The organism is Glutamicibacter sp. BSL13, from assembly GCF_052928425.1.
Genome location: NZ_JAVGCZ010000033.1, coordinates 1 through 24183 on the forward strand (window position 1 = coordinate 1; position 24183 = coordinate 24183).

General features: G+C 65.8%; 26 protein-coding genes and 1 tRNA gene. 10 read left to right on the forward strand and 17 right to left on the reverse strand.

Annotated elements, in window-relative coordinates; all coding sequences use genetic code 11:
* Both RCJ92_RS08015 and RCJ92_RS08020 read right to left on the reverse strand, forming a co-directional pair.
* A partial coding sequence (locus RCJ92_RS08015) for an alcohol dehydrogenase catalytic domain-containing protein (protein WP_446754280.1) occupies window positions 1-268 on the reverse strand: 268 nt, incomplete at its 3' end.
* Window positions 258-1028 carry an SDR family oxidoreductase gene (locus RCJ92_RS08020; protein WP_138927089.1) on the reverse strand — a complete coding sequence of 257 codons (771 nt, stop codon included), beginning with the start codon at window positions 1026-1028 and terminating at the stop codon, window positions 258-260. The genes RCJ92_RS08015 and RCJ92_RS08020, both read right to left, overlap by 11 nt.
* Before the next feature lie 341 nt (window positions 1029-1369).
* Between RCJ92_RS08020 and RCJ92_RS08025 the strand changes: the two genes are divergently transcribed.
* From RCJ92_RS08025 to RCJ92_RS08035, 3 genes are all read left to right on the forward strand, one after another.
* Entirely contained in the window at window positions 1370-2245 is an 876-nt protein-coding gene (locus tag RCJ92_RS08025; RefSeq protein WP_446754281.1) for a permease, read from the forward strand.
* 147 nt (window positions 2246-2392) lie between these two features.
* Window positions 2393-3598, forward strand: a complete 1206-nt coding sequence (locus RCJ92_RS08030; protein ID WP_138927087.1) for a S8 family serine peptidase — start codon at window positions 2393-2395, stop codon at window positions 3596-3598.
* Window positions 3599-3693: 95 nt separating this feature from the next.
* The gene (locus tag RCJ92_RS08035) at window positions 3694-3957 is read left to right on the forward strand and encodes a hypothetical protein (RefSeq protein WP_138175995.1); all 264 of its coding nucleotides are present in this window, start codon (window positions 3694-3696) and stop codon (window positions 3955-3957) included.
* A 44-nt stretch (window positions 3958-4001) separates the two neighbouring features.
* Here the strand turns inward: RCJ92_RS08035 and RCJ92_RS08040 are convergent, their stop codons facing one another.
* The 4 genes from RCJ92_RS08040 to RCJ92_RS08055 form a co-directional block, all read right to left on the reverse strand.
* Window positions 4002-4949, reverse strand: a complete 948-nt coding sequence (locus tag RCJ92_RS08040) for a P1 family peptidase (protein ID WP_446754282.1) — start codon at window positions 4947-4949, stop codon at window positions 4002-4004.
* A 163-nt stretch (window positions 4950-5112) separates the two neighbouring features.
* Window positions 5113-5967: a 3-hydroxyacyl-CoA dehydrogenase gene (locus RCJ92_RS08045; protein WP_360026837.1), complete on the reverse strand. Its 855-nt coding sequence runs from the start codon at window positions 5965-5967 to the stop codon at window positions 5113-5115.
* A 92-nt stretch (window positions 5968-6059) separates the two neighbouring features.
* Window positions 6060-6845: a TetR/AcrR family transcriptional regulator gene (locus tag RCJ92_RS08050; protein WP_279402538.1), complete on the reverse strand. Its 786-nt coding sequence runs from the start codon at window positions 6843-6845 to the stop codon at window positions 6060-6062.
* Window positions 6846-7258: 413 nt separating this feature from the next.
* A tRNA-Ala gene (locus RCJ92_RS08055) sits at window positions 7259-7334 on the reverse strand.
* Window positions 7335-7519: 185 nt separating this feature from the next.
* On the opposite strand from RCJ92_RS08055, the gene RCJ92_RS08060 reads away from it, so the two are divergent.
* Window positions 7520-7951, forward strand: a complete 432-nt coding sequence (locus RCJ92_RS08060; protein WP_054821075.1) for a VOC family protein — start codon at window positions 7520-7522, stop codon at window positions 7949-7951.
* A 106-nt stretch (window positions 7952-8057) separates the two neighbouring features.
* Here RCJ92_RS08060 and RCJ92_RS08065 read toward each other — a convergent pair whose 3' ends face one another.
* Window positions 8058-9296: an MFS transporter gene (locus tag RCJ92_RS08065; protein WP_360026840.1), complete on the reverse strand. Its 1239-nt coding sequence runs from the start codon at window positions 9294-9296 to the stop codon at window positions 8058-8060.
* A gap of 517 nt (window positions 9297-9813) precedes the next feature.
* Here RCJ92_RS08065 and RCJ92_RS08070 point away from each other — a divergent pair.
* Complete coding sequence (locus RCJ92_RS08070) at window positions 9814-10257, forward strand: hypothetical protein (RefSeq protein WP_054821076.1); 444 nt, start codon at window positions 9814-9816, stop codon at window positions 10255-10257.
* Window positions 10258-10398: 141 nt separating this feature from the next.
* Here RCJ92_RS08070 and RCJ92_RS08075 read toward each other — a convergent pair whose 3' ends face one another.
* Window positions 10399-10878, reverse strand: a complete 480-nt coding sequence (locus tag RCJ92_RS08075) for a hypothetical protein (protein WP_138175977.1) — start codon at window positions 10876-10878, stop codon at window positions 10399-10401.
* 350 nt (window positions 10879-11228) lie between these two features.
* On the opposite strand from RCJ92_RS08075, the gene RCJ92_RS08080 reads away from it, so the two are divergent.
* Both RCJ92_RS08080 and RCJ92_RS08085 read left to right on the forward strand, forming a co-directional pair.
* A complete protein-coding gene (locus RCJ92_RS08080) occupies window positions 11229-11768 on the forward strand; it encodes a hypothetical protein (protein WP_138927082.1) in 540 nt (179 codons plus the stop codon).
* A complete protein-coding gene (locus tag RCJ92_RS08085) occupies window positions 11768-12235 on the forward strand; it encodes a DUF421 domain-containing protein (protein WP_343833647.1) in 468 nt (155 codons plus the stop codon). The genes RCJ92_RS08080 and RCJ92_RS08085 overlap by 1 nt, the downstream gene beginning before the upstream one ends.
* 91 nt (window positions 12236-12326) lie before the next feature.
* Here the strand turns inward: RCJ92_RS08085 and RCJ92_RS08090 are convergent, their stop codons facing one another.
* The 7 genes from RCJ92_RS08090 to RCJ92_RS08120 all read right to left on the reverse strand — a co-directional run bounded on the left by RCJ92_RS08090 (window position 12327) and on the right by RCJ92_RS08120 (window position 19243).
* On the reverse strand, window positions 12327-13070 hold the full coding sequence (locus RCJ92_RS08090) for an MBL fold metallo-hydrolase (RefSeq protein ID WP_446754283.1): 744 nt from the start codon (window positions 13068-13070) through the stop codon (window positions 12327-12329).
* Window positions 13071-13073: 3 nt separating this feature from the next.
* Window positions 13074-14912 carry a thiamine pyrophosphate-requiring protein gene (locus RCJ92_RS08095; protein WP_343833649.1) on the reverse strand — a complete coding sequence of 613 codons (1839 nt, stop codon included), beginning with the start codon at window positions 14910-14912 and terminating at the stop codon, window positions 13074-13076.
* Between the two features lie 77 nt (window positions 14913-14989).
* A complete protein-coding gene (locus RCJ92_RS08100) occupies window positions 14990-15310 on the reverse strand; it encodes a hypothetical protein (protein WP_343833651.1) in 321 nt (106 codons plus the stop codon).
* A 4-nt stretch (window positions 15311-15314) separates the two neighbouring features.
* Window positions 15315-15974 carry a cysteine hydrolase family protein gene (locus RCJ92_RS08105; RefSeq protein WP_343833652.1) on the reverse strand — a complete coding sequence of 220 codons (660 nt, stop codon included), beginning with the start codon at window positions 15972-15974 and terminating at the stop codon, window positions 15315-15317.
* A 33-nt stretch (window positions 15975-16007) separates the two neighbouring features.
* Window positions 16008-16259: a DUF4235 domain-containing protein gene (locus RCJ92_RS08110; RefSeq protein WP_054821171.1), complete on the reverse strand. Its 252-nt coding sequence runs from the start codon at window positions 16257-16259 to the stop codon at window positions 16008-16010.
* A gap of 129 nt (window positions 16260-16388) precedes the next feature.
* Window positions 16389-16580: a hypothetical protein gene (locus RCJ92_RS08115; RefSeq protein ID WP_306420721.1), complete on the reverse strand. Its 192-nt coding sequence runs from the start codon at window positions 16578-16580 to the stop codon at window positions 16389-16391.
* A 161-nt stretch (window positions 16581-16741) separates the two neighbouring features.
* Entirely contained in the window at window positions 16742-19243 is a 2502-nt protein-coding gene (locus RCJ92_RS08120) for an ATP-dependent DNA ligase (RefSeq protein ID WP_343833655.1), read from the reverse strand.
* Between the two features lie 252 nt (window positions 19244-19495).
* Here RCJ92_RS08120 and ku point away from each other — a divergent pair, with 252 nt between their 5' ends.
* The gene (gene ku, locus RCJ92_RS08125) at window positions 19496-20641 is read left to right on the forward strand and encodes a non-homologous end joining protein Ku (protein ID WP_343833657.1); all 1146 of its coding nucleotides are present in this window, start codon (window positions 19496-19498) and stop codon (window positions 20639-20641) included.
* Window positions 20642-20675: 34 nt separating this feature from the next.
* On the opposite strand, the gene RCJ92_RS08130 is transcribed toward ku, so the two are convergent.
* Window positions 20676-21848, reverse strand: coding sequence for an alcohol dehydrogenase catalytic domain-containing protein (locus RCJ92_RS08130; protein ID WP_343833659.1), 1173 nt, complete (start codon window positions 21846-21848; stop codon window positions 20676-20678).
* Window positions 21849-21917: 69 nt separating this feature from the next.
* Window positions 21918-22133: a hypothetical protein gene (locus RCJ92_RS08135; RefSeq protein ID WP_054821704.1), complete on the reverse strand. Its 216-nt coding sequence runs from the start codon at window positions 22131-22133 to the stop codon at window positions 21918-21920.
* Window positions 22134-22467: 334 nt separating this feature from the next.
* Here RCJ92_RS08135 and RCJ92_RS08140 point away from each other — a divergent pair, with 334 nt between their 5' ends.
* The gene (locus tag RCJ92_RS08140; protein WP_054821703.1) at window positions 22468-22896 is read left to right on the forward strand and encodes a CBS domain-containing protein; all 429 of its coding nucleotides are present in this window, start codon (window positions 22468-22470) and stop codon (window positions 22894-22896) included.
* A 122-nt stretch (window positions 22897-23018) separates the two neighbouring features.
* Entirely contained in the window at window positions 23019-24182 is a 1164-nt protein-coding gene (locus RCJ92_RS08145) for a hypothetical protein (protein ID WP_343833662.1), read from the forward strand.
* Window position 24183 lies beyond the last annotated feature (1 nt).

Consider the following 24183-nt stretch of genomic DNA (forward strand, 5'->3'; position numbering starts at 1 on the left):
CGGCGGTCGGGCTGCTGCCATCGGCGGCGGCTTCCAGCACGGTGCCCACGATCTCGTGCCCGAGCACCATCGGGGCCTTCAGGATCGATTCGCCGGCAGCCCCGTGCTGCCAGTAGTGCAGGTCGGATCCGCAGATCCCGCCGTAGGCGATGGCCACGCGGGCCTCGTCGGGCCGGGGAGCCGGCAGCTGGATCTCGGCGACGCGCAGGTCCCCGGCCGCATGGGCGATGACCGCGGTGGTTTGCGTGGCAGTGGGGTTAGACGACAACGCTCATGCCTCCGTCGATGAAGATGGTCTGCCCGTTGACGTAGTTGGAGCCGTCGGAGGCCAGCCAGATGGCCGGTCCGGCCAGATCCGCGACGGTGCCCCAGCGGTTGGCCGGGGTGCGGCCCAGGATCCAGGAGTTGAACTGCTCGTCGTCGACGAGGTTTTGGGTCATTTCGGTGTGGATGTAGCCCGGGGCGATGCCGTTGACCTGGATTCCGTGGCCGGCCCATTCCGACGTCATCGCGCGGGTGAGGTTGCGCAGCCCGCCCTTGGCGGCGGTGTAGGCGGAGATGGTGGGCCGGGCCAGGTCGGTCTGCACCGAGCAGATGTTGATGATCTTGCCCGCGCCGCGCTTCACCATGCCGCGCGCGGCTTCCCTGCCAACCAGGAACGCGCTGGTCAGGTTCGTGTCAATGACCCGTTGCCAATCCTCGGCCGCCAGTTCCAGCAGCGGGACCCGGTGCTGGATGCCGGCGTTGTTGACCAGGATGCGCAGCGGGCCGATCTCGGTTTCGATGCGGGTGATGGCTTCGGCCACCGCGGTGGCGTCGGTGACGTCGAAGCAGGTGTGGTGAATGCGTTCGGCGCCGAAGCGGTCGGTGAACTGCGCGACGGTCTGCGCCAGCCGCTGGGGGTCGCGTCCGTGCAGGATCACCGTTGCACCGGCCTCGGCGAGCGCCGCGGCCAGTTCGCGGCCGATGCCGCGGGAGGAGCCGGTCACCAGTGCCAGGCGTCCGGTGAGGTCAAAGAGCTGGCTCATGCGGATTCCTTCTCTGTGCCTGCCGCAGCAGGCGTGGGGGTTGTTGCTCACGACGCCGACAACCACGGGAACCCCGGTCGACCTCGACGTCGCACTCAGTGACGGCCGACCCCGGTGGCTGCCGGAGGGCGCGTCCGCTCTCAGTTATAGCAGATATATAGGATCAACTAGAACAATAAGTACGATTTATTGGCTCTCGTGTGGTGGCGCAGGGGGCGGTGCCCATGGGCACGGACATGAAGTTGTGCTCCCGCAACCGCTGGGCAATGCTGGGGAATTGAGGTTCGCGCCCGTCGCCGGAGCGCGGCCGGTCACCCGCTCACCACACCCAGGGAGGTTCTGTGCGTTCTGGCTCGGGCACAACGGGCCGCGGCGTGATCGCCTCGGTGGGAGCCTCCCTGCTCTTTGGCGTCATCTTCCTGGTTTCGGGCAGGGTGCAGGCCTCGGCCGAATATGTCTTTGCCTGGCGGGTGCTGGCGATCCTGGGCTGCTATCTTCCGGCTTTGCTGTTGTCCTCGGGTCGACGCGCCCTGGGGGAATACTTCACGCTGCTCACCGCCCGCCGCACCCACCTGTGGCTGCTGCTGCCGCTGAGCCTGATGGTGGGCGTGCAGCTGTGGCTGTTCGTCTGGGCCCCGGCCCACGGCAAGGCGCTGGACGCTTCGCTGGGTTTCCTGCTGCTGCCCATCACCCTGGTGCTCGGCGGGCGCTTTGTGTTCAAGTCCCCGGTCTCCATGTTGCAGTGGCTCAGCGTCGTGGTGGCCGCGCTGGCGCTGGCGCTGAAGATCGCGGTGGCTCCGACGTTCTCCTGGGTGACCTGGTTCATCGCCCTGGTCTATCCGGTGTACTTCATGCTGCGGCACCACACCGGGCTGGATCACCGGGCCGGTTTTGCGGTGGAGGCCGCGGTGCTGACCCCGCCGGCCCTGGTGCTGCTGGCCGTCCTGCCCGGTCCGTCGCATCAGCCCGGACAGCAGGCGGGCGTCGCGGTGATCGCCGTATGCGGGGCGGTGGCGATGGTGGCCTACCTGGCGGCGTCCCGGCTGCTGCCGCTGCCGCTGTTTGGCCTGCTCTCCTACCTGGAGCCGCTGATCCTGGTGGCCGTCGCGCTGCTGCTGGGCGAGCGGTTGGCGCCCACGGATCTGGCCGTCTACGGCCTGCTGGCCCTGGCGCTGCTGATCCTGGGCTTTGAGGCGCTGCGTGCCCTGCGGCGCTAGGCCATCGGAGGCACCAGCTGCCGGGGGCGGGCAGACCTACCCAGCGGCGGGCGGGACGAGTAGAGTGCTGGGTACTCGCCTGAGTAGGCCGATACCCGTGGCTGCCAGGGGTTCATCCCGGCGGCGCGCCGTGAAAAGGAGCTGGTCATGTTCGATCCCGATGAGCCGCTGTCCGTGAGCATCACCTCCGAGGCGATCCCCGGACGCTACGTCGTCATCTTCGACGGCGCCGAGCCGGTGGGCACCCCGATGACCAGCCTGGGGGTGCTGCAGGAGCAGGCGCCCGAGGTGCTTTCCGACGAGGGCTACTCGCTCAAGCACTACTTTCCCCGGCTGGGCATGGCCGTGGTGGACAGCGAGTCCGGGCAGGTCGAACAGCTGCGCGAACGCTGCGCCTCCCGGCGCCTGCCGATGAAGGTGGTGCCCGAACGGATCTACCGCATCCAGGTCAACACCGGGGACGTGGCCGCGGCCGAGCGGCCGGCATACGCGGACACCGACGAGCTGACCTGGGGACTGCAGGCGGTGAAGGCCGTGGAATCGGGGTACACCGGGGCCGGGGTGAAGGTGGCCGTGCTGGACACCGGGTTCGACGAGAACCACCCGGACTTCGCCGGCCGGCAGGTCACCACCAAGTCCTTCGTGGAGGGTGAGGACGCCCTAGACGGGCACGGGCACGGAACCCACTGCATCGGCACCGCCTGCGGCCCGCGCGGCGTGCCCGGCCAGCGCGGCTACGGGGTGGCTTCCGGGGCGAGCATCTTCGCCGGCAAGGTGCTGGGCAACTCGGGTTCGGGCACCGACGCCCAGATCCTGGGCGGGATCGACTGGGCATTGGAGAACGAGTGCCAGGTGATCTCCATGTCGCTGGGCGCGGACGTGCGGGAGGTGCACCCGCCCTATGTGGCCGCCGGACGCCGGGCCCTGGAGCTGGGGTCGCTGATCGTGGCCGCGGCCGGCAACAACGCCCGCCGCCCCCAGGGGAACTACGGGTTCGTCGGCGCCCCGGCGAACAGCCCGTTCGTCATGGCGGTGGCGGCCCTGGACGAGGGGCTGAAGGTGGCCGACTTCTCCGCCCGCACGCTGCCCGGCCGCGGCGGGCAGGTGGACATCTCCGGACCCGGGGTGCGCATCTACTCCTCGTGGCCCGGCGAGCAACGCTACAACACCATCAGCGGCACCTCGATGGCCACCCCGCACGTTGCCGGAGTCGCAGCCCTGCTGTGCGAGGCCACCGGCTTCCGGGCCCGGGAACTGTGGGCGGAGCTGGTGCAGGAAGGCGAACGCCTGGAGCAGTTCTCCGTGGACGTGGGGGCCGGGATGACCCAGGCCCCGCCCCCGGCCCAGGCCTAGGAGCCAAGGCACATCCAGACGCCGCACCGCCAGGGGCATCGGAGCCGCGGTGCCGGCCCGAACAACCCGGTGCGGTCAACACGAAGTAGGGTGCGATGGACGAAAAGAAGCAGGAATCCCAGGTGACCGAGACGGTGATTGTCACGATCCGCTCCGAGGACCTGGCCCAGATTGATGACGTCGCCGAGAAGCTGCGCGCCGCGGGGCTGATGGTGGACAACGTGCTCAAGACCCTGGGCCAGGTCACCGGCACCACCACGGCGGAGCACGTTGACGCGCTGCGCCAGGTGGAGAAGGTGGAGTCGGTCAGCCCGCAGCGCACCATGCGGATCGCTCCCCCGGACTCGGACGTGCAGTAACCCCGGGACCGGTGTCCCGCCTGCCGAAGCCGCGGTGGGCGGGTTTAGCCGCGCGAGCGGATCGCGTCGGCGACGGCGGCGTTCGCCAGCATCCGCACGGTGTCCACTGGGGCGGACACCTGCCCGGTGGCCACGGCGATCAGGGCATCTCCGTCCATCCGGGTGTGCGGCGGGAAGACCGCCCGCGCCAACCCGTCGTGCCCGCCCTCGGCCACCACCTTGCAGCCGACCTTGTCCAGTTGCGCGTTGGTGATGACCACCCCGATGGTCGTGTGGGTGCGCGGCAGCGGTCTGGAGGCCAGGGCGGCGAAGGCTTCGGCCGCGGAGAAGGAGGGCGGGTCGGATTCCTGCCGGATGTCGCCGAAGGCATTGACGGCGCAGATCGCCGCGACTCGCAGCTGCCCCAGCCGGTGTTCGGCAAAGCCCAGGCCGGCGCGGTGTGCCTGCCCTGGACCGCGCCATTGACTCGAGCGCGCCCCGGTACCCGCCCCAACCGGTCCCACCTCAAATTCGGCGGCAGCGCTGCTGGCCGCCCGGTAGCCGGCCTGGGCGTCCGGGCGGATGCTGCTCTCACCCAGCGCGAGGTCAAAGAGCCCCAGGGCCGGAACGATCGGCACACTGCCGGCCGGGGTGGGCACCCCGCGCCCCTGCTCCTCCATCCAGCGCATCACCCCGTCGGCGGCTGCCAGGCCGAACGCCGAACCGCCGGTGAGCAGCACTCCATCCACGCGGGCCACGGTCTTTTGCGGGTGCAGCACATCTAGTTCCCGCGTGGCCGGGGCACCACCGCGCACCTCATAGGAGCCCACGCTGCCCTCGGGCAGCTCGATGAGCGTGCATCCTGTCATCGCCCGGGGATCGCTCCAGTGCCCTACCCGGACGCCCTGAATGCTGATCCTTGCCCGGTTCGCCGCCGCAGTGGGCCCGCCAGGGCCCGGTGCTTCCTCGCGCTGCATTCCAGTCTCCTCATTCCACCGTGCACTCCTGTCCATGCTTCTGCATCACCGGCCCGCTGTCTAGGGGGTTCAGAGGGCCGGGAACACCTCTCCAGGCGTTGATCTGGACGGCAGAGCACGGCTTTCGCTGGCGGCGCCACCCGGGTCATGCACACGAGCGGTGTGTGGCGTGACGTGTTGGGTGCGCGCCCTGGTGTTGCTAGTAGGTGTAGAACCCGGAGCCGCTGGCGATGCCGAGCTTGCCTTGGTCGATGTAGTTTTCCTTCAGCCAGGCCGCCAGCTTCTGGTCCTTCTCATCGCCGTGGGCGAGGATGTTGTACGGGGTGGTCAGCCCAATGACGTCGTAGATCTGGAACGGCCCCATGGGGGCGCCGGTGGCGATCCGCCAGACCTTGTCCACGTCCTGCGGTTCGGCGTAGCCGCCGGCGGCCAGCTCCGCCGCGGCGTTGAGGAACGGAACTAGCAGTGAGTTCAGCACGTAGCCGGACTTCTCCTTGTACACCGGGATGGGCACCATCCCGATTTCGCTGGCAAACTGCACGATCTGTTCGAACACTGCCGGATCGGTGTCCGCAGTGCCCATGACCTCGGCGGTATTGAACTGCCAGATCTTGTTCGCGAAGTGCAGTGCCAGGAACTTCTCGGGCCGCCCGGTGAAGTCCTTCATCGCGCTTGGCAGCAGGGTGGAGGAGTTGGTGGCAAAGATCGCGCTTTCCGGCGCCACCGCTGCGAGCTTCTCATAGGTCTGCTGCTTAATGGCCAGGGCCTCGGGCACCGCTTCGATCACCAGGTCGGCATCGCGCACCGCGTCGGCTAGATCCGAGGAATAGCTCAAGCGGGTCAGCGCCTGGTCGGCCTTCCCCTCGTTGGCTCCTGCCACGGCCTCGGCCTTGTAGGTTTCCACAAGCTTGGCGAAGCGTTCCTTCGCACCGATCAGCGCCGTATCGGAGATGTCGTACGCAGTGACTTCGAAGCCGCTGTAGGCGCTCTGGAATGCGATCTGCGATCCCAGAACTCCCGTGCCGAGCACGGTCACCTTGTTGATGCTGCTCATAGCCTTACTCCTTTTCTTGATGACCGGTTGCCTTGTCTGCGGAACCGGCAAGTTTGTCGTGGTTCTGTCACCCGGAGGTACGGGCACCGGGGTCAGGTTCCAGATGGCAGGGTGGCCAGAACCCCGGCCACGATCTGGGACACCTGGTCGTTGAGGTCGGCAAAGACGTCCGCTCCGCCGTGTGCACCGGTCGTTGAACGGGCAATGGTCAGGTGCATGGCCGCGAAGATCGCGGCGCTGGCGACACGGATTGCCTGCGGGTCTTGGACCAGTCCGCGATCATCCGCTGCGGCCTGGATAACCGCGGCGATTGATTTCTCGATGCGGGACACCAGGGCCAGGCCTTCGGAGCGATAACGCTCTGCCGCGACCCCAAAGAGCAGCTCGCGCTGGTAGACGGCGCTGTTTTCGGCTTGCTGGCGGGCACGGGCCAGCGCTGGCTCCAGCAGCGACATGATGGCTTCGACGGGCCGATCTGACTGCTGAGCATGAGCTTCACCGGCTTCCAGGGCGGCACGAAATTCCTCGTTGTACACCATTAGCAGCAGTTCACTTTTGGAGGCCGCGTACCGGAACAAGGTGCCATCGGCGACGTCGGCACGTTTGGCGATTTCCTGAGTGGTCACGGCCCCGTAGCCGCGCTCGGCGAAAAGTTCCGAAGCGGCGCGGAAGATCCGCTCTTGTTTTTCTCGTGCATTGCGGTCCCGCCGCGACAACTGCGCCATGTCCTCACGATCCTCAATCAAATAATGAGTGAACTCATTTATGAGTGTACTCCGCTCTGGAGTCGAGTCAAGCAGTAAACGGCTTCCCTTAACTACTGCAGATTCATGGGAGCGCACCCGCGCGCCGGGCACGATCCGCTCGACGTTCTGCAAGTGCAGGGCGCAACAAAATAGACGACTCCATACCCTGCTCAGTCTGCGGGCCTCGGTGCACGTCTCCGGGCTGATACTCACCGTATTCGTCATAGCCCCAACCTGGGCGAGCTGTCTCGAGGAAGGCTCATTCATGGGCCGCCCTGCAGGCACGGAAAACGACCATGGTGGCATTCGGCATCGCGTTGGCGGCAGCATCTGCGGCCGTACTGTTCCAGGCTCCATGCATCTACCAGCACATAAACTCCCGACAGGCATTTCGTAGCGGCAAACGCTGACGGCAGCACGCTATCGGCTACCGCGCCGAAGCCGGGCAAGCCTTTCCCGCCGGACCACCGAACGCCAGTCCGACGGAAAAGATCAGGCAAATAAAAAAGTCCCGAGGCATTTTGCGATGCCTCGGGACTTTTTACTGGTGGAGGTAAGGGGATTCGAACCCCTGACCTTCTGCATGCCATGCAGACGCGCTACCAACTGCGCCATACCCCCAGATGAAGGTGTGGTTGCCGGGGAATTTCTTCCCTTCGAACCGAGATAAAACTCTACCCGAACCTCCGCCCTGAACGCCAATCGAGCTCACGAGACGCTGCTCACACTGCACCCTTCCGCGTTCCACCCCAAGCTGGAAGAATGAGCGCGGGACAGTTCGCTCCCATGAGACGAGAGGGAAACCAATGACCGTTGCAATGACTCCCTACCTGCGCTACGGCGGAGTCGCCCGTGATGCGATGGAACTCTACCATTCGGTGTTTGGGGGTGAACTGAGTTTCATGACCTTCGCCGAAGGTGCCGGGGAAACCAACCCACAGGTAGCGGATCAGATCATGCACTCCTCGCTCTATGTGGATCGCGGGCTGCATCTGATGGCCTCGGACACTCACCCAGACATGAACGTCGGTCCCAATGGAACAATCGCCATCAGCGGCAGCGGTGAGGATGGGCCATCCGAGATCGATACGCTCAAGGAATGGTGGTCTAAGCTCAGCAAGGACTCACACATCGACATCCCGCTGGAGCAAGCACCCTGGGGTGACTACTTTGGCCAGCTGACCGACCGCTACGGGGTCACCTGGATGTTCAATATTGGAGCGGACGCCAGCCAGTAGGCTTGCGCTGAATCAAGGAAGGGTGGTTCTTCGGCCTTAACCGGAGAACCAACCTTCCTCATCTACGGGACCGTGGGCGTCGCGCCGCCTCCATACCCGTCAGGATCTACCGAGCGGAGGATTCCGTCTCAGCCAGTGCTTCCCGGCCGATCTTCAGCCCGAGCTTGCGCGAGCGATATTCGGTGATCACGGCCAGAACCAACCCAAGGGCCGCCAAAATGGCGCCGACAAATGCCGGGGCTCGGTAGCCGAAACCAGCGCTGATCACCGCTGCGCCCAACGCCGCGCCCATCGCGTTGGCAACGTTCAGTGCCGAGTGGTTCAGGGATGCGGCGAGCGACTGGGCATGGGGCGCCGAATCCATGAGCAGCGTCTGCAGGCTCGGGATCAGCAGCGAACCGGTGGCGCCCATGATGAAGACCATGATGAAGGCGGGGATCAGCCAACTGGTGACCAGCCCGAAGATGATCATGACCACCACCATGATCACCGAGGTCAGCTTGATGGCACCGAATACGGACCAATCCGCGAGCCGGCCGCCAACCAAGGACCCGACCACCATGCCCACCCCGTAGAGCGCCAGCGCGATCGGAACCAGGCCGATGTCCATACCGGTCACGTCGGTCAGCGTGGGGCTGATGTAGGAATAGACGGCGAAGAACCCTCCGAAGCCAACCACGCCGGTGGCCATGGCAAGCCACACCTGCAGACTCTTAAGCGCCGAGAGTTCCCGGCGGATACTTGCTCCGGCCTCGGCCTTGCGCCATGGGACGAAAATGCTGAGCATCAGCAGCGTCAGCAGTCCAACGATTGCCACAACGAGGAACATGGAACGCCAGCCGGCCTCCTGACCCAACTTGGTCACCAGCGGCACCCCGGCGACGTTGGCGACCGAGAGGCCCAGCATGACCCAGGCGATGGCCCGGCCGCGCATCGAAGCGGGCACCAGGGAACCGGCCAACACGCCAGCCAGGCCGAAGTAGGCGCCGTGCGGCAACCCGGAGAGAAAGCGGGTGAACAGCATCGTTCCGTAGTCGGGTGCCAGGGCCGAGGAAAAGTTGGCCAGCGTGAAGAAGATCATCAGGTACTGCACCGCGCGCTTGCGGGGGATCTTCGCCGCGAGCGCCGTAAGTATGGGCGCTCCCACAACGACGCCGATGGCGTAGGCGCTAATCATCAGCCCCATCTGGGCGTTGTTCACGCCCAGATCCGCTCCGCCTTCCTGAAGTAGACCCATGATGGCGAATTCGGTGACTCCGATGCCAAAGCCACCCATAGACAGCGCCAGCACCGCGAACAGCAGCGCCCGCCCCTCCAGGATCTGGCTGGGCTGTGGATGTTTCATCAATCCCTCTTTTTCTTTGTGCCGCGTTGATTAACGGTACGGCTTCGTTGGCGCCCGGGTTCGATCGTAGTGGATAGCGCTGTCCGCACCGAACCTGCAAGTCACTCCGGAGAACTAAAGGCGCCGCACTCAGCTTGTTCCCAGCTTCGAGCGTGGAAGCATCGGTCGCCTTCCCGGACATATCGCCTCCCACTCAAGAGGAGTAACAACACCAGTTCCTAATATTGGACGTTTGTCAGAAGGGACTTGGAGGATTAATTCACAAGCCCATCCGACCGCTTCGCCAAAGGCCGGCGCCGTATGGAGGAACCTTTTTGCCACAGTAAAAAGTGGCCCCGGTCACCGCCTCTAGTTTGGGATTGACTTCACAGCTAGGGTCAGGGCTACGCCCTTGGTCGTCGCTACTTCCTACCTTTGGCTGATCCGCAAGCCGGGGTTGGAGTCGGGGCAGCGCCGATACTCGCGGGGCTTTCCGGGTAGTTCCACCCGGAACACTTTCAATTGAAGGAGGTAGAAAATGACGAACCGCATGGTGCGTTCACGGACTGCCGAACTCGTTGCCGAGGTCTTAGGCTCACGGTACGGCAGAAAGCATTTGGAATCTCATGGCTGGGTGCCTGGCACTCCGATCATTATGACCCGAAGCGACGAACCGCTGGAAGATGTAATGGCGCTCGTGTCGCTACATGAAACCCCGGTTTACGTCGCGATGCTGGAGCAGGAGCCGGAACGGCTATGCCTGCTGCGCGTCACCTTGGGCACCTCTGCGCTTGAAGTCGTGAACGTTTGGGGCAAGGACGAAACCATCGGCTGCCTCTATGAAAAGGTCGTCCCGAAACTGTGGGAGACATTCCGGGTCCGGTTCTGGCGCTACAGCGCCGTGGCCCTGCGTGTGCCCGAGCTGCTGACTACCCAGATCCCCACCTACTGGCGTGCGCCCTCACCATTGGCAATCGCCTAGACAAGGACTCAACCCCCTTCCCATATCAACCCATTTCTTTACCGCTCTGTGGGGTACCGTGCTGCGGTACCCCACAGAGTTTTCTGGTCCTACCCGAAAAAGGTATTGGCCAACTCTGGTATCCCAGCCTCACTGTGCTGGTCACCGACGCGTGTAGGTGAACTGCTCTGGCCGCATCTGGCTGCTGAGGCTGTGCACCCGGTCAATCTGCCACTGGCCGCGCTCGGCCAGGCTGATCAGTTCGACTGGGTTCAGCCGTTCCTCGCTGGTCACCAGCGAGAGCAGCGTGTTCCACATGGCCAGTTTCGAACTCAGCAGACCGCATACCGCGTCCAGCTGCATCTGAGTACCGGCCATTGTCGGTGGAATGCCCATCTTGATTGTGGAAAAACGGTCGGACAGACACTTGTTGCCGATGCGTACCCTGCAACCACTAATCTCCTCAAACCCCAGACGGCCCATGATTGCGCGCAGGTCATTATGGTCATCACGCACCTGCTCATACATCTTCGCCAGCTCCGGGCCGAGGTCGGTGTTGCGCCACTGATGACAAACAGCTCCCAGATACCGGAGGCACATCTGTGAGGCTAGCGCGTGCTCCCGCAAATACTTTTCCAACACTGGCCGGTTCAAGCTCCTGCGTTCCATAACCACCTTCCCAAAGTCTCGAGAATGTGTCCTTGCGATAAGGCTGATGAACCGAAGGTCTCCTAGACTCCAGTTGCCTACGATTCTCGTTGCTGCTCCCCGAGCAGAACAAGGATTACCAGTGTCCTTTAGGGCTGGGAGCCCCGTTGTCGAAACTGTTTCGCTCACCCCTCTTCCGTAACTCGGTGCTGTCTGAGAGAATCCTGAAACCAGACTCTGACAAGGGAAATAGAACTAGCATCAGTGATAGAGAGTATGAATAATGCAGTTTTTGTCCCTGCTCAATGCTCAGCCTTTCGGGGAGAAATCGACAGGAGGAGACGATGCGGAACATCTACCAGGCGAAGGTCAATGATTCAACGCTGGATGACGTGATCGATGAGGATGAGAACCGCAGGCGGAGACTGGCCAGCCTTCTAATTCTGATGACGACGGCGCTGTTCATCCTCGCGGCCCTGGCCCACTCCTTTGATCGGGAGGCCACGGTCTCGCAAAACCTGCAGAACGGCAACGTGGAGTTGTCTTATCCGTCGGTGGCCCGGGCCGGCAATGAGATCGAGCTTGAACTGGACATCAATGACTCCGAGGGCCTTCCGGAGACGATCACGGTGGGGCTCACCGAAGAGTACCTCTCCTTCTTCGAGGGTCTGGACATCTACCCTGATCCCGAATCGCAGACCGCCGATGGGGATGGGAACATCCAGCTCACCCTGGCCACCGAACCCGGTGCCAAGGAGTTTCACCTGAAACTGACCGGCGAAGCGTCCGAGGAGTGGGAGCCGGCCACCGCCGGTACCCTCACCGTGGACACCGGCAAACCCGAGACGGCTGCGCTTGACTTCAAGACCTGGAGGATTCCGTAATGGAAATAGTCATCCGTGCAGCCATCGCCTTCTTCATTATCTGGCTGGTCACCCGCGCCGCGGGGCGGGCCACCCTCGGGGAGCTGAGCTCCTTTGAACTGGTGGTCTTCGTGGTCCTGGGTGACCTGGTCCAGCAGGGAATCACCATGAACGACCGCAGCCTGACCGGCAGCCTGCTGGCGGTGACCACCGTGGTCCTGCTCGCCGCGATCCTGGGCTATGCGAACATGCGCTGGCCAAAGTTCGGCAAGATCACCCAGGGCCGGCCCATCGTGCTGGTGCGCGACGGGCAGATTGACCGCAAGGCGCTGCACCGTGAACGCATCGGCATTGACGAGCTGAGCATGCTGGCCCGCCAGTCGGGCATCGAAAAATACAGTGAGATCCGCCTGGCGATCATGGAGGCCAGCGGGAAGGTTTCCTTCTTCACCCAGGAGGCCTCCGCGGATTCCACCGATTCCGTCTGACACGGCCGCGTCCGTGCCCCGTCCGAAGTTGGACGGGGCGGGGACGCGGGTTCGATCGAATACGCTCGGAAGGCTCTGGTGGGCTGGTGACCTAGTCGGCTTTCGCCTTCCGGGCCTCCTCCACTGCGCTTCGGGCCCCGGAATGCCAGGGCTGGCCGTGGCCGCTGAGCAGCGTGCGGGCCTCGGTCTGGGCGATGGGCCCCAGGGAGCGCAGCGCCTGGTCAAGGTCCGCGGTGGCGGCGCTGGCCACGATCCGTGGACCGGTGCGGGTGTTGTACGGGTCCAGGGTCACCACCGCATCGCCGGAAAACACCACGTCACGCTCGGGCAGGTGCAGCGCGCAGTGCCCGTCGGTGTGCCCCGGGGTGTGGATCGGAACCGGGTTGCCGGGCACCGGCAGCGGCTGCTGCTCCTGCCAGGTGTCGGTTTCCTGCACCCCGCGCACCCACAGGGCGCCATGCAGCATCATCTGCCCGAGCCCGGGCAGGGCCTGCGGGTGGGCCAGCGGGTAGAGCAGACGGCTGCCCTGGGACCGGTAGCGGTAGGGGTGGGCGGCCAGCCGCCGGTCCAGGGCGTGCACATAGACCGGCACCCGGTAGCGCTGCTGGGCCCAGCGGGCGGTGCCCACGTGGTCGAAGTGTCCGTGGGTGAGCACGATGGCCCGCAGCGGCTTGCCGTGGCGTTCCAGTCCGGCCAGCAGCCCGGCCAGGGCGTGGCGCATCGCGGGCAGGCCGGCATCGATGAGGGTGCAGCCCTGCTCGTCCTCCACCACATAGCAGTTCACGTTGGCCGCGGACACCAGGTAGATGCCGTCGGCGACGGTGGTGACCTCCATGGGCTATCCCTCCTGCGAACCGAACAGGTCGGTTTCGATTTTCACGTAGCGTTCCAGCAGCTCCAGGCCGTGGGCGCCGGAATCGCCTTCCTGTTCCAGGCCGTTGCGCAGGTCCGGCAGCTTCTGCATCAGGTGCGGCACCGGGGGCAGCAGCGGGGTGTCCGGGTCGGTGTGCACCTCCAGGACCACCGGGCGCTCCTCGTTCAGCGCCTGGTGCCAGGCGGCGCCGAGCTGTTGCGGGTCGGTGACCTTGATACCGCCCAGACCCAGCAGCCGGGCGTATTCGGCGAACGGGAAGCCGGGCAGCTGCTGGCTCTGCTCGTAGCGCGGGTCCCCTTCCGTTTCACGCTGCTCCCAGGTGACCTCGGCCAGATCGGAGTTGTTCAGCACACAGACCACGAACCCGGGATTCGACCAGTTCTTCCACTGGGCGGCCAGGGTGATCAGTTCCGCGTTGCCGCTCATCTGCATGCCGCCGTCGCCGGCCAGCACCACCACCGGACGGTCCGGGTGCAGCAGCTTGGCCGCGATCCCGTAGGGCACTCCCCCGCCCATGCTGGCCAGGGTGCTGCACAGGTGGGCGGGCACATTCGGCGGCAGGATCAGCTGCCGGGCGTACCAGTACACGCAGCTTCCCACGTCCAGGGCCAGCTGGGCGTCGTGCGGCAGGTGTTCGCCCAGTTCGCGCACCACCAGTTCGGGGTTGATCGGCCGGGCGGGCACCGCGGCCCGCTGGCGGCGCACCTCATGCCAGTTGCGCACGTGTTCCTCGACCCGTTCCCGCCAGGCGCCGCGCTGACCGGCGCGGCGGGTGATCAGCTGTTGGAGCCGTTCCAGGCTCAGCGCCGCGTCGCCGACCAGGGCGACCTCCACCGGGTAGCGGTTGCCCGGGCGCTGGGCGGAGATGTCGATCTGCACGCCCCGGGCGCTGCCGGGCTTGGGGTAGAACTCGGTCCATGGGTCATTGGAGCCAATGATCAGCAGGGCGTCGCATTCCTCCATCACCGCGGCGCTGGCCGAGGTGCCCAGGTGCCCCATGACCCCGGCGCTGGTGGGCAGGGTTTCATCCACGTAAGGTTTGCCCAGCAGGCTGGTGACCACCGCCGCGTCCAGCTCGTGGGCCAGTTGGCGCACCTGTTCCCCGGCCTGCCGGGCGCCCTGGCCGACCAGCAGGGTGATGCGTTCGCTGTCATCGAGCAGCGCCGCGGCCTGCTGCAGTTCGGCTTCGCCGGGCATCGCGTTGGAGCGCTGCCAGCTGGCGGCGGTGGGAATCTGGCCGTGGGAGCCGCCGGGGATCTTTTCGGCCTGCTGCTGCACGTCGTGCGGCACGATCACCACGGCGGGCGCGGAGGTGGCCAGCGCGGTGCGCAGCGCCCGGTCAAGCACCGGGATCACCTGTTCGGCGGTGGTCACTTCCTCCCGGTAGGCGGCCACATCCTGGAACATGCCCTCCAGGTCGATTTCCTGCTGGTATTCGCTGCCCAGGGAGGGCCGGTTCTGCTGCCCGACGATGGCCACCACCGGAATGCTGTCCAGTTTTGCGTCGTACAGGGCGTTGAGCAGGTGCACCGCCCCGGGGCCCTGGGTGGAGGTCATCACCCCGATGTCCACCCCGGTGCCGGTATCGGCCTGCTGGCCAAGCTGGCCGAGCGCGTACTTGCTGTGCGCCACCGCCATGAACCCGGCGGCTTCCTCATGCCGGGCCTGGATGAACGGCATGGATTTGCGCCGCAGCGCGCCGAGGAACGTGTTGATCCCGTCCCCGCTGTAGCCGTAGATGCGGGTGACGCCCCACTCGGCAAGCCGGTCCACGAGGGTATCGGCCACTAGTCGCTCAGTCATTGCTGCCTCCTGTATGTGCTCTCGCGCCGCGCCCCGGCTGCCAGCCGGCAGCCGGGGCGGGTGGGTAGGCCCTGGGGTCAGTCCAGGTCCGGTTCGTCTCGGTGGTCGCCCTGGTTGGCGGGCCGGGCTTCGTCCACCCCTGGGTCGATGTCCTGTTCGAGCTGCGGGTCGCCCACGATCCGCTCCTCGTCGTCGCCCTCCAGCGGCCCGGTGCCGAAGGCATGTTCGTCGTCCTCGTCCAGAATGGCGTCCTGGCCGCGCAGCGGATCCTCGGATTCCAGGGTCTGCGGGGCGTCGGAGGAGCCTTCGCTGACCGGCTGGCTGTCGCGTCCGTCGATCGGCTCGTCGATGTCCTCGTCGCGGCGCACGTCGTCAAATTCGGAGTTGTTCAGGGTCATGTCCTCAGTCCTTTCGTTCGCGCCCGGTGTTCGTGGGTGCATTCTCCAACGGGTTGGGGTCGGTCGATTCGTTGTGGTGGGTGTGCGAGACCTGGAGCAGGCGCACAATGGAGGAGGTTTCGGCCAGGCGCTGGCGGTGCTGCTCGCGCAGCAGCTTCAGGGTGACATCCTCAAAATCCGGGTCCTCGGAGGCCACCGCGTCGGTGGCCACGACCACGGCCAGGTTCGCGGCGAACGCGTCCGAGGCGGTGGCCGCCACGCAGGTGTGCGAGGACACCCCGGCCATGATCAGCGAGGTGACCCGGTGCTGCAGCAGCTGGGTGAGCAGTTCGGTGTTCCAAAAGACGCTGTCGCGCCGCTTGATGATGCTGATGGCCCCGTCCAGGTCCAGTTCACTCAGGTTCTCGGCCTGCTCGGTGCCCTCGAACAGGTAACCCTGTTCGTCCTCCAGCATCTTCAGGGTCCAGGTGGAGCCGTCGCGCTTGTGCACGGTGCGGGCGTTGATCACCGGTGCCCCGGCCTCGCGGGCGGCGGCGATCAGGCGATTGCAGTTGGCCACCACCTGATCGCGCTTGGCGGCCAGCTCCTCGGTCTCAAAGAACGCGTTCTGCAGGTCGATGAGCAGCAAGGCCGGATGCCGGAAGTCCCCACTGAGCTGTGTCATGCTGCCTCCTGTTGGCTCTGGCCCGCGGGCCGGCTAGCCGACCTTGGCTTCCAGCTGGCCGGTCCAGCGCTTGGTGATGGCCTGGATGACCGCGGCGCTCGCTCCGGAGATCGCGGCGAAGACCAGCAGCTTGGGCACGGTGGCCTGCTGCTGTTCCTTTGGGTTGGCCGGGCTCGGCGGCTCTTCGCCGGTGCCCTTGCGCCAGACGGCGCTGATGAGCTTGGTGCCGACCAGTCCGGCCAGCATCGACACTCCCAGACTCAGCAGACGGATCAGGATTTTCATTTCTATCCCCTTACTTCCCGCCGGTGGCGGGCTGTTGCTGATGGTTGGTGAATTGGAAATTGGTGGTTGCGGATAGTGGCTGGGTGCGAAGAAGCCCTCGGTGCTTCGGCCAGCCGCCGTGCTTCGCGATTACTGCGTGGGCACCTGCGACGATTCGCTTCCCTCGGCGCAGTGGGAGCAGCAGAACGCTCCGCCCTCCTTGCGCACCGGGTGGCCGAGAATGGCACACTGACAGTGCGCGCAGCGCGGGGCCATCATGTGGATCGCGCATTCAAAACTGTCAAAGTGCCGGGTCATCTCGTCGCGGGTGATACTGAACATGTCCTGGGCCGTGTTTCCGCAATTGGCACAAGTTTGCATGGTCCTTCTCCTTTCCGTGATCGAGTCCGGTTCGTTTCGCACCGGTTGCCACCACCCTGTCATCTGGCCGGGTTCAGTCCCAAGGACGTCCAGCAAGATCCCAGCCAGCGATAAGTGGGCGGTTATTCGCGGCGGACCTGCTCCGGGTCCTTGTCCGGGCGCCAGCCGCGCCACACCGGATGGCGCAGGCGCCCGTCCCGGGTGGTCTCGCTGTATTGCACCTCGCCGACCAGCTTCGGGCTGACCCAGTGGGCGTCGCGCTGATCGGCGGCCGGCACGTCCTTGGCCGGCGGGGTCTTGCGGGTGAGCTTCTGAAGGCGGGCGCGAATCTGGGTCAGCTGTTCCTGGCGGAACCCGGTGCCCACCCGCCCGGCGTAGTGCAAGGTGCCCTGCTGGTCGGGGATGGCCAGCAGCAGGGAGCCAAAGCTGGAGCTGCGCGCCCCCTGGCCCTGCCGCCAGCCGATCACCACCACTTCCTGGTGGGCCTGGTGCTTGATCTTGATCCATTCGCGGCTGCGCCGGCCCGGTTCATAGCTGCTGTCGCATTCCTTGGCGACGATGCCTTCCAGCCCCAGCTCTTCACTGGTGGCCACCGCGTCCGGCGCCGCCCCGTGGTGGGCCGGTGGAATGTGGATGAAACGGCCTTCGCGCACCGCCTGCTGCAGCCGTTCGCGGCGCACCTGGTAGACCTGATCGGTCAGGTCCTGCATCGCTCCACCCTCACCGGGCAATGCCAACACGTCAAAGAGCATCAGGTGCACATCCGGTTTCCCGGGACCGGAGCGGGCCTTGGCGGTGGACCGCGAGGACTTGGCGGTGCTGGACAGCCGCTGCTGCAGCAACCCGAAGTCGGGGCGCCCCGTGGAATCCAACGCCACGATTTCCCCGTCCAGGATGCTGCCCTGCGGGGCCAGCCCGGTGATTTCAGCCAGTTCGGGGAACAGCTCGGTCAGGTCCTTGCCGTTGCGGCTGGTGATGCTCAGCTTTCCCCCGGTGGTGCCCACCAGGGCGCGGTAGCCGTCCCATTTCATTTCAAAGGACCAGCATTCGTCCGGGTCGATGTCCCCCAGGCTTCCGGCGGTGGCCAGCATCGGACGCAGTTCGGGCAGCTGCGCGGGTCTCGGCCCGTTGCCGTTAGTTTTGCGGGTGGCCCGGGCCTTGGGGCGGGAAGCCGGTGCGTCTGGTTCCTCGCTCGGTTCCGGTTCGGACCGCTCGTGTTCGGAGGGCTGGTCCTTGGTCAGCTGCAGCAACCAGTTGCGCTCCCCACCCATGTTCTTCGCGTGGATGAGCACGAAGCGGCGCGGTACGCCCTCCAGCCCACCGTCGGGGCGTCCCTCCAGCACGGCGATGACCTTCTTGTCGTCCTCCCACTCCTCGATCCGGCAGGTGCCGGTGTCCCAGATTTCCACGGTGCCCGCCCCATACTCCCCCTTGGGGATGCTGCCGTGGAAGCTGGCGTATTCCAGCGGGTGGTCTTCGGTCATGACGGCCAGCCGGTGCACGCCCTGGCGCAGCGGCGGTCCCTTGGGCACCGCCCAGGACACCAGCACCCCGTCGTGTTCCAGCCGGAAATCCCAATGCAGGCGGCGGGCCTGGTGTTTCTGGATGACGAACGTGGCCTGCTGCCCGACCGTGCGCAGCGTGGTCTTGGTGCGTGGTTCGGGCACCGGCTCCGGGGTCTTGGCCGCATCGCGCATGGAGCGGTAGGTGGCCAGCCGATCCGTGCTGGCCGTATCGGCCAGCGGGGTGAGCGGGTCGTTGCCCTCCTCCAGGCGCTGCAGCACCTCCGGGTACTCCAGGTGGCGCAGGTCCGGATCCTCCAGTTCCTCCCAGTGCCGGGGAACGGCCACGGTCGGGTGGGCGCGTCCGCGCAGCGAATACGGGCAGATGGTGGTCTTGGCCGCGTTGTTCTGGCTCCAGTCCACAAGCACCTTCCCCTCACGCAGCGAGCGCTTCATGTTCGAGACCACCAGCTCCGGCTGGTCCTGCTCCAGGGAACGGGCCATCTCACGGGCGACCGCGGAGATCTGCTCGGAAGTATGGGTGCCATCCAGCGGCGCATACAGGTGGATGCCCTTGGACCCGCTGGTCACCGGCAGCGCCTGCATGCCCATCCCCTCCAGGATTTCCCGGCACCACTTGGCCACCTGAACGCATTCGGCCAGTCCGGCCCCGGGCCCGGGATCCAAGTCCAGCACCATGCGGTCCGGGTTCTGCGGGTTCAGGGTGGGATCAAAGCGCCACTGCGGGACATGGATTTCCAGGGCGGCCACCTGCCCGAGCCAGGCCAGGACCGCCGGTTCGTTGACCAGCGGGTAGGTGTTCACGTGATCCGAATGCTGGATCTTCCCGGTGGGAATCCAGCTGGGGGCCGAGTCCTCCAGGTCCTTGCGGAAGAACGGCTGCAGCGGCTTGTCCTCCGTACCGACCCCTTCGACCCAGCGTTTGCGGGTGGCCGGGCGCCAGGCCGCGTAGCTGATCAGGGTGGGCGCCACCCGGGCGTAGTAGTCGATCACCTCACCCTTGGTGGTCCCGGTCTGCGGATACAGCACCTTGTCCAGGTTGCTGACCCGCAGGGTGTGTCCGTCAATGCTCACGCTCTGTTCGCCGCCCCGCCGAGCCATGCGTCCCTCCCTTATCTGCCGCACGCTTCCCACGTGCCGGCTACTGCCATCGTGCGTTGGCCCGGCTCCTTGCTCAAGGCCCGTGCCGCTGTTTCCCACTGTGCCCTGCCGGGTGACGGTGCCCAACCGCTCATGGCAAGCTTTGCGGTTGGCCGCCCCGCCGGCGCACAGCGGGCCGGGTGATGGCGGAAGAACCATGAAGTTTGCTGCGCCCCCTAGTCAGCGCCGCTGCCTTCCTGCTTGACTATGCCTATGCGTGCTATCTGGACAGGTTCTATTGCGTTCGGGCTGGTCAACGTGCCGGTCAAGGCCTACAGTGCGGCCAGCGACCACGACATTGACCTGCATCAGGTTCACGACAAGGACGGCGGCCGGATCCGCTACGAGCGGCGCTGTGAGGTGTGCGGGAAGAAGATCACCTATCAGCACATCGACAAGGCCTACGACACCGGTGAGCAGACCGTGGTGCTCACCGACGAGGAAATGGATGCGCTGCCCTCGGAGAAGAGCCGCGAAATCGATGTGGTGCAGTTCGTTCCGGCAGAGCAGATTGACCCGCTGACCCTGGAGCGCAGCTACTACCTGGAACCGGATTCCAAGTCCCCCAAGGCCTACGCGCTGCTGCGCCGCACGTTGGAGCAGACCGAGCTGATGGCGGTGGTGAAGTTCGCGCTGCGCCAGAAGACCCGGCTGGGCGTCCTGCGGGTGCGTGACGATGTCATGGTGCTGCAGTCCATGATGTGGGGCGATGAATTGCGGGAAGCCGATTTCCCTGCCGCCCATGGTGCGGCGAAGATTTCCCCGCAGGAGCTGAAGATGTCGGCGGCGTTGGTGGAGCAGTTCACCGGGGATTTCGATTCGAGCCAGTTCGAGGACGACTACCAGAACGAGCTGCGCACCCTCATTGACGAAAAACTGAAGCAGGGGGACGCGCTGGACACCGACGCCACGTTCGGTGAGGCCCCGGCCGAGACCGAATCCTCCGGGGAGGTCATTGACCTGATGGAGGCGCTGAAGCGCAGCATCGATTCCAAGCGCGGCGGCAAGGCCAAGGCGGCCACCCGCTCGAAGCCGGCCAAGGACGCCGAGGCCGAGGATGAGGACGCTGATTCGGGGTCCGGCGGCAAGAAGACGGCGGCCAAGAAGGAAACAGCCACCAAGGGCACCAAGAAATCCACGGCCACGAAGACAGCGGCCAAGAACTCCTCGGACGAGAAGACCAGCACCACAAAATCCACCGCGAAGAAAACCGCGCAGAAGAAGACGGAGACCAAAAAGTCGGCAGAGAAGAAGCCGGCCGCTAAAAAGACGGCGGCCAAGAAACCGGCGGCCAAAAAGGGCACCACCTCCAGCGCGAAGAAGTCCACAGAGACCAAACGGCCCCGGAAGAGCGCCTGAACACTCTTCCGGGACCGTTCGGCCCGGTGGTTCCCTAGGGCGTTAGCACCACCTTGATGCAGCCGTCCTTCTTCTTCTGGAAGGTCTCATAGAGCTCCGGCCCGCGGGAGAGCGGGGCGGTGTGGGTGACCAGGTCGTCCAGGCCCAGCGGGTCAGCTGAATCCTCGGTCAGCGGCAGCAGGTCATCGATCCAGCGCCGCACATTGCACTGGCCCTGCTTCACGGTGATCTGCTTGTCGAACATCTCCAGCAGCGGCATCGGGGTCACGGCCCCACCGTAAACCCCACTGAGGGAAATCGTTCCGCCGCGGCGCACCGAGGACACCGCCGAATGCAGCACCGCGGTGCGGTCCACCGCCGCATGCTTCATCGCCAGTTCCGCCACCGGACCCGGCAGCAGGCCGGTCGCCTGCTGCGCCACCCAGGCTGCCGGTGAACCGTGCGCCTCCATGCCCACCGCGTCAATGACCGAATCCGGTCCGCGACCGGTCATTTCCGCCAGTTCCTTGGCGCTGGAGGACTTGAAGTTCAGGGTTTCCACCCCGTGGCGTGCGGCCATGTCGCGGCGTTCGGCCACCGGGTCCACCCCGATGACCCGGTAGCCCAGGTGGGTGGCGATGCGGGAGGCCATCTGGCCGACCGGCCCCAGCCCGAAGACCGCCACGCTCCCGCCGTCGGGCACCTGCGCGTACTGCACGGCCTGCCAGGCGGTGGGCAGGATGTCCGAGAGGAACAGGTAGCGGTGGTCGGGCAGCTCGTTGCCCACCACGATCGGGCCGTAGTCGGCGTGCGGCACCCGCAGCAGTTCGGCCTGCCCGCCGGGCACCTGCCCGTACATCTTCGAATACCCGAACAGCGCCGCCCCCTTGCCCTGGTCCTTGACCTGGGTGGTTTCGCACTGGGACTGCAGCCCATGCTCGCACATCCAGCAGTGGCCGCAGGCGATGTTGAAGGGGATCACCACCCGGTCCCCGACCTTGAGGTTGTGCACCTCGCTGCCCACCTCAACGACCACGCCCATGGGCTCGTGGCCGATGATGTCCCCCTCCTGCATGAACGGGCCGAGCAGTTCGTACAGGTGCAGATCCGAACCGCAGATCGCGGTGGAGGTGATCCGCACGATCGCGTCGGTGGGCTGCTGCAGCTGCGGGTCGGGGACCTGGGTGTACTCGATCTTGCGTTTGCCTTGCCATGTCAGTGCCTTCATGCCTGCCTTTCGGTTGGGTTGGGCTGGTGCCGGGGGTTCGCCGGGCGGTGGCCGCCGCCGGCGGTGGTCCTAGCGCTCGTCGTCGTACTGGTCGCCCTCGGAGGGGTCCAGGTCCGGGTCGATGCCCACGGTGGGGTCATCCTCTTCCCCGGGCTCCGGACGGTCATCCACGTCCGGGTTCCCCTCGGAAACCGGCCAGGCCTTCTCCACCAGGTTCTGGTCCGGGTCCTTGATCTTGTCGATGGTTTCCTTCACCGCATCCTTGGCCTTGTCGATGAAACCCATGTGGTGTTCCGCCTTTCCTCGATTCGGGAACGTGGGGTGCCAGCGGCCGCGCACGCAACAGCTGACCCCCTACCAAGTACCACGCACGGTGGCGCGGGAACACGCTTAATCGGTTTCTTACAGAATGCCCGGCCCCCAGCTTGGCCCGCCGGCGGTAACGGCATAAAGGTTGCTGGCAATCATTGCCGCTGGACCCGGGCAGCGGCCACGCTGGGGGTGTGTCTGGATGCCGCCGCAGCGGATTTTGCTTCAGCGCATCGGCAGCGGCGGCGGGCATCGACAACTCAGGGAGCCGACCGGCTTCCGTTCCCCTGAAAAGGAAGGAAGTAGGACCATGGCAACAGTGACCGCACGAGAACTCATGACCTCTCCGGCCGAGTGCGTCAACGAGCAGGATTCCATCCAGGTCGCCGCGCAGCGCATGCGGCAGCTGGATGTGGGCATGCTGCCGATCTGCGGCAGCGATGAGCGGCTGGCCGGAACCATCACCGACCGCGACATCGTCATCAACTGTGTGGCCGACGGGGTGGAGACCTCGCGGGTGAAGGTCGCCGACTACGCCCAGGGCAAGCCGGTGACCATCGGCGCCGATGACTCCGTGGAGGAGGCCATCAAGACCATGCAGCAGCACCAGGTACGCCGCCTGCCGGTCATTGACGGGCACAAGCTGGTGGGCATGCTCGCCCAGGCCGACGTGGCCCGCTACTACGACGAGGAGCGCACCGGTGACATGGTCTCCGGTGTTTCCCAACCGCAGGACTAGGAGGCACACAGCCGCTTGACCCATACTGAACAACTACGAGGCACTGTGGTGGCCCGGCCCCTGGCCGGCCACCACAGTGCCATATCCAGCACCGCCGGATGGCGCCTTGGAAAGTGGGGCGCATGAGCACCGGCGGGATCGACAGGCAGGAACAGATGGCCGCAGAGGACAAGTCCGAGGGCGAGGCGAGCCCGCAGCGGGAACCGGATTACACGGTGGGGCTGCTTGCCGATCCCGGAATCGCCCAGACACTGGCTGGCCGGGTCCTGCAGCCGGTGCGCCACACGCTGAACACCCGCGATGAGGGCGGCAAGCTGTGGGAGATCGACAGCGACCGGCAGTCGTTGCCGGTCTCGGCCGCCGGGCGGGTGATGATCAACGACCACGCCGAATCGCTGGGCAAGCGCCTGGGCTGGGACTACGTGGTCTACCTGACCGACATCCCGCAGTACGTCGAGGGCCGGCCGGTGCGCATGATCGTCAGCAGCGCCCATCGGGTGGCGACCATCGTGGTGCCGATGATGGGCCTGGCCCGGCGCCGCACCCTGATCGACTGGGTCCTGCGGGCCATCAAGGAACTGCACGAGGACAACGAGACCCCCGAGCCCTCGGTGAAGATGCCCGACCGGCTGCTGTCAATGACCGGCAGCGTGGTGCACGAGCAGGAGCCGGAGGACCGCTTCTCCACGGTGGAGGGGCTCTCGGGCCGGCTGCTGCTGGTGTTCGGGATGGTGCGCAGCAACCGTCCCTGGCGCCTGGTGCCGCGGCTGTCCTCCGCCATGGCCGGTGCCGCCGCCACCGGCGCGTTCGGCGTGTTCTACACCAGCATCTGGCAGATGGCCGACTACCTCTCCGCCGCCCGGCTGACCCTGATCACGCTGACCTCGCTGGCGGTGCTGACCACCTGGCTGATCATGCACAACCGCCTGTGGGAGTCCCCGCGCGGGGTGCGCAGGCGCGAACGCTGGGTGCTGTACAACGTGGCCACGCTGGTCACCGTGGGGCTGGCGGCCGCCGCCATGTACCTGGTGCTCTACGGGGTGCTGCTGCTCGGTGCGCTGGCCGTCATTGACATTGAATTCCTCTCCGAACAGCTGGGCCATGAGGCGAGCCTCGACGAATACCTGAACCTGGCGTGGCTGGCCGCATCCCTGGGCACCATGGGCGGGGCCATCGGCTCGAGCTTCGATGATGAGCAGGCGGTGCGCCAGGCGACGTTCAGCCACCGCGAGTACGAGCGGCGCAACCTGCAGCTGGAGGAAGAGGACGAAGAGTCCGGCGAATAGC